The sequence below is a fragment of the Kribbella sp. genome (assembly GCF_035687465.1).
Lineage (GTDB): Bacteria > Actinomycetota > Actinomycetes > Propionibacteriales > Kribbellaceae > Kribbella.
Genome location: NZ_DASRXP010000467.1, coordinates 1 through 4,025 on the forward strand (window position 1 = coordinate 1; position 4,025 = coordinate 4,025).

The 4,025-nt window shown below is 67.1% G+C and carries 7 protein-coding genes; 2 read left to right on the forward strand and 5 right to left on the reverse strand.

What is annotated here, in order from left to right; translation table 11 throughout:
• A partial coding sequence (locus tag VFG33_RS24460; RefSeq protein WP_325055280.1) for an NAD-dependent epimerase/dehydratase family protein occupies positions 1-229 on the reverse strand: 229 nt, incomplete at its 3' end.
• 71 nt (positions 230-300) lie between these two features.
• Here VFG33_RS24460 and VFG33_RS24465 point away from each other — a divergent pair.
• A complete protein-coding gene (locus VFG33_RS24465; protein ID WP_325055281.1) occupies positions 301-1,173 on the forward strand; it encodes a LysR family transcriptional regulator in 873 nt (290 codons plus the stop codon).
• Here VFG33_RS24465 and VFG33_RS24470 read toward each other — a convergent pair whose 3' ends face one another.
• The 4 genes from VFG33_RS24470 to VFG33_RS24485 are packed head-to-tail and all read right to left on the reverse strand — an operon-like array spanning position 1,174 to position 3,575.
• Complete coding sequence (locus VFG33_RS24470) at positions 1,174-1,353, reverse strand: DUF3099 domain-containing protein (RefSeq protein ID WP_325055282.1); 180 nt, start codon at positions 1,351-1,353, stop codon at positions 1,174-1,176. It lies immediately after the preceding gene.
• Between the two features lie 51 nt (positions 1,354-1,404).
• Positions 1,405-2,544 carry a hypothetical protein gene (locus VFG33_RS24475; protein WP_325055283.1) on the reverse strand — a complete coding sequence of 380 codons (1,140 nt, stop codon included), beginning with the start codon at positions 2,542-2,544 and terminating at the stop codon, positions 1,405-1,407.
• Positions 2,541-3,062 carry an RNA polymerase sigma factor gene (locus tag VFG33_RS24480; RefSeq protein ID WP_325055284.1) on the reverse strand — a complete coding sequence of 174 codons (522 nt, stop codon included), beginning with the start codon at positions 3,060-3,062 and terminating at the stop codon, positions 2,541-2,543. Before VFG33_RS24480 ends, VFG33_RS24475 begins: the two co-directional genes overlap by 4 nt.
• 57 nt (positions 3,063-3,119) lie before the next feature.
• A complete protein-coding gene (locus tag VFG33_RS24485; protein WP_325055285.1) occupies positions 3,120-3,575 on the reverse strand; it encodes a MarR family winged helix-turn-helix transcriptional regulator in 456 nt (151 codons plus the stop codon).
• Between the two features lie 135 nt (positions 3,576-3,710).
• Here VFG33_RS24485 and VFG33_RS24490 point away from each other — a divergent pair.
• On the forward strand, positions 3,711-4,025 hold a 315-nt coding region (locus VFG33_RS24490), incomplete at its 3' end, for an MFS transporter (protein ID WP_325055286.1).

Consider the following 4,025-nt stretch of genomic DNA (forward strand, 5'->3'; position numbering starts at 1 on the left):
CGTAGAAGAGGTGGGTCACCTCGGTCAGCGGTGACACCTTCAAGCGAGTGTCGTCCGGGTCGAGCAGATCCACGGCGACATGCCGCACGTGGTCCGCGTCGACGCCACCGCGGCGCGAGAGGCCGACGACCCTCCAGTCAGGCAGGGACGCCAGATGTTCGACCAGGTTGGTCCCGATCACCCCACGAGCCCCGACTACCAGGGCCACCTTCTGTTCGACCGATGTCATGCACCCCATCCTTGGCGCCCGGCTCTCATTAGTCCAAGGCATCCTTTTCACCGATCCCATAAGCTCTGTTCATGGCGACGTTGAGGCAGCTGGAATACCTGGTCACGGTGGTGGACGAGGGCTCGTTCACCCGCGCGGCCGAACTCCTGCACGTCACCCAGCCGGCGCTCTCGCACCAGATCCGCGCACTCGAGCGTTCGGCCGGCGGCCCCTTGCTCGAACGCCTGCCGAAGAACGTCCGCCTCACTCCTACCGGCCGCGCGATGCTCCCGCACGCAAGGGCCGCGTTGGCTGACGCGCAACGAGCCCACTGTGCCGCACGACAGGCCGCCGGGATGGAGGTCGGCGAACTCCAGATCGCCACGCTCTACTCGATCACTCTCGGCGTGCTGCCGACCGCACTGAAGACCTGGCGGAAGAGCTATCCCGATGTCGGCATCCGGTTGTTCGAGCACCGGCACACCGACGAACTCGTCGATGCGATGAGCGCGGGCGAGGCAGATCTCGCCGTGGGGCCGGAGCCGTCGAACTGGTCCGGTACGACGCGGGTGCTGGGTAGCGAGGAACTCGTCGTGGTCGTCTCGCCTGACGACCCCGCGGCCCACGGAACCACCATCGCTCTGAAGGACTTGGCCGACCGAGCCTGGGTGCACTACACCCCGGGCCACGGATTGGCCGACGTACTGAATCGGGCTTGTGCACAAGCGGGATTCGAACCACGGGCAGCGGTTCACACCGAGCAGACCGCGGCTGCTCCCGCCTTGGCGGCGGCGGGACTCGGGCCTGCACTGGTCCCGGCGAACATCCTGCCCGCCGGCTTCGAAGGACACGTCCTCCGGCCGGATCCGCCCGTCTGCCGGACGCTCACGGCGTACACGAGGGGTGAGCCGGATCCGCTGGCCGCCGCGTTCATCGAAGTACTGACGAGCGTCGGTCTCGAGTAGTCAGTCCTGGTGGTTGTTGGCGACGATCACCGCAATAGGCGGGATCACCGCGGCGACCGCGCTCATGCCGATCGCCACCGGGACCGAGAACAGCCGGACGACGAACCAGGCCAGCCCGATGAGCACCAGACAGCTGCCCATCAGCCAGAAGTACGCCTTGCGATTGTCAGGCCGAGGCATGACCGGCTCCTTCCATCCCCTCCAGTCTGCCTCGGCCCTCCTCAGAAACCGTCAGAACCGGGCGGGAGCCTCGTCGCCGCTCTTGCGATGCACTGTCACCAGGGCGTCGCCGTCCTGACGTGAGGTCGGTACGGCGGTGTAGAGGGTCCTGCCGCCGGGGAAGGTGAACCGCTGCGCCGGGCCGGCCGAGTCGTTCGACGGATGCTTGACCCCGATGCCGGTCACATCGGCGTCACGCGTCAGATAGCTGAACACCCAGCCGACGGACAACGTGTAGTCGGCGAAGATCGCTTCCGGGCCGGCTCCCGTGATGGTCACTCCGGCGTCGCCCGCAATGCGGCCTTCACGGATCACACTGCTGTCGAAGGAACCGTCCTCAGCGGGCACCCTGGCGAACTGGTAGCCACCCTTGACCGGGAAGGCGTACAGCGTGGTCTGTCGGAGCATTCCGGTGCCGTCGTAGTAACTCCGGTCGTCCAGCAAGACCGGCGTACCGGTGATCGGCGTCGCCTTCACCTGCGCCGCGTTCTTGTTGAAGGCGAGCGGCTTCGGCGTGTACGTCCCCAGCTTCACCGGATCCGGCGACGGCTTACCGCCCTGCCCGGAGCAGACCGTCCGCCGAACCACCAGCCACCCTTTGGCGGTCTTCGTCAACTCGGTGCGCGAGATGCGCTGGCCGGCCGAATCGCCGTAGTCGAGCACGCCCTTCGCCCCACTGAGACTGAAGTTGTACCGCGGGACGCCATAGCCAAGGGCCTCCGCCGGCACGACGGACGGATCGAGCAGAACCCGCACCGGCTTGAACGGCGGAGGACTCCCAGAGAACATGTCGATCCCCGGATTCACCACCGTCCGGTACGGGCAGGCCCAGTCCCCGATCGCCCCGTCCACCGGACCACCGACCGGTTGGCTGGGCTTGACCGCCGTGCCAGGCTCGCTGGTGGGGCCGGGGGTCGCCGTCGTCCCGTCGTTACCGCTCAGATTGACGGCGACAGCAACCAGTACTGCGGCCACAGCCGCGGCGGCCGCGTACGGCGCGAGCACGCGTCCCCAAGGCCGCCGGACGCTAGGACTGGGACCGGGCTCCACTGTCCGCCCCTGGACCGCGGACCACATCAGGTCGACATCGACGTCGACCCTCGCCGCTTCGGCCCGGAGCTCGTCCGTGAGCCGGGATTCCGTCTGGTTCATCGAAGATCCTCCAGTTCCTGTCCGAGCCGGGCAATGCCTCGACTGATGAGGGATTTGACCGTCCCGAGCCGCACCTGCATGACGGCGGCGATCTCGGCCAGCGGCAGGTCGAGCCAGTATCGGAGCACGAGTGCTTCGCGCTGCCGCGGTGCAAGCTCGTCGAGCGCACGCAGGAGGTCGCTGACCGACTCGTCCCGCTCGACCTGTTCACTCGCGGGCGGCGCCGTGGTGAGGTGGAGCCGGGTCCGCCTGGAGACGACGGTTCGCCGCTGCCGGGTCCGGACCTCGTTGACCACGATCCGGTTCAGATACCCGACGACGTTGGCGACCTGCTGGGTACGCCGGGCCGCGTACAGCCGGAAGAACGCCTCCTGCGCGACATCCTCCGGATCCTCGGCCCCGAGCAAATGCGCCAGCCGGGCCACCCGTACGGCGTGGACGTAGAACAACTCCTCGAACGACAGATCCACCGGCAGCACCTCGTCGGCGTCCATCCGCTCCCCCATCGTCTGCTTCACAACAGAATGACGATCCGCCAGACAAAAGGTTGAGGCCTGCGATGGAGCAATACGGTCCTAAAGCTTGATGGGCGCGGCGAGGTGGGCTAGGGCGTCGACGAGGGGGGCTAGTTCTGGTAGCTCAGCGGCCTTCTCCAGGGCGGCCGTGAGTACTGCGTCATGGGTGGGCTGGGCCTCGTCGCGCAAGTCCCGGCCTGCCTTGGTGACCTCGGTATAGATCCCGCGGCGGTCGTCCGGACACAGGTACCGCTGCAGGAGGCTCCGGTCTTCCAGGCGGTTCACCAGGCGGGTGGTCGCGGACTGGCTCAGCACCACCGCGTTCGACAACTGGTTCATCCGCAGGTGGTAGTCGTCCTGCCGCGCGAGCACGTCCAGGACGCTGTACTCGCTGACGGACAGCCCGTGCTGCTTCTGCAGTGCGCGTTCCAGCTCGTCCTCGATCCGGGCGTGCAGGGCAGCCAGCGTCCGCCACCCCTGCGCCCGCGCCTCGGCGGCGTCATCCGGTACTCCCACAGCTCCTCCTGAGCCCTCACTTGATCTTTACCCTTGCATGCGCAATCATAACGCTTGTGCAATAGTCCGCGTGTGCAACTATCGCGGACGCCGGGTAACTATCCAGCCAGACTACCTTCGAGGAGACAGCCAGCCATGCCTGCCGCGTTACTGGCACTGGCCATCGGGGCCTTCGGGATCGGCACCACCGAGTTCGTCATCATGGGCCTGCTGCCCGAGGTCGCCACCGACTTCGGCGTCAGCATCCCGTCCGCCGGCCTGCTCATCTCGGGTTATGCCCTGGGCGTGGTGGTCGGCGCGCCCCTGCTGACCGCGATCGGCTCCAAGATCTCTCGCAAGACCGTCCTGACCGCTCTGATGGGCATCTTCATCGCGGGCAACCTGGTCTCCGCGATGGCTCCGTCGTACGGCGTATTGATGACTGGGCGAATCGTCACTGCCCTCGCCCAC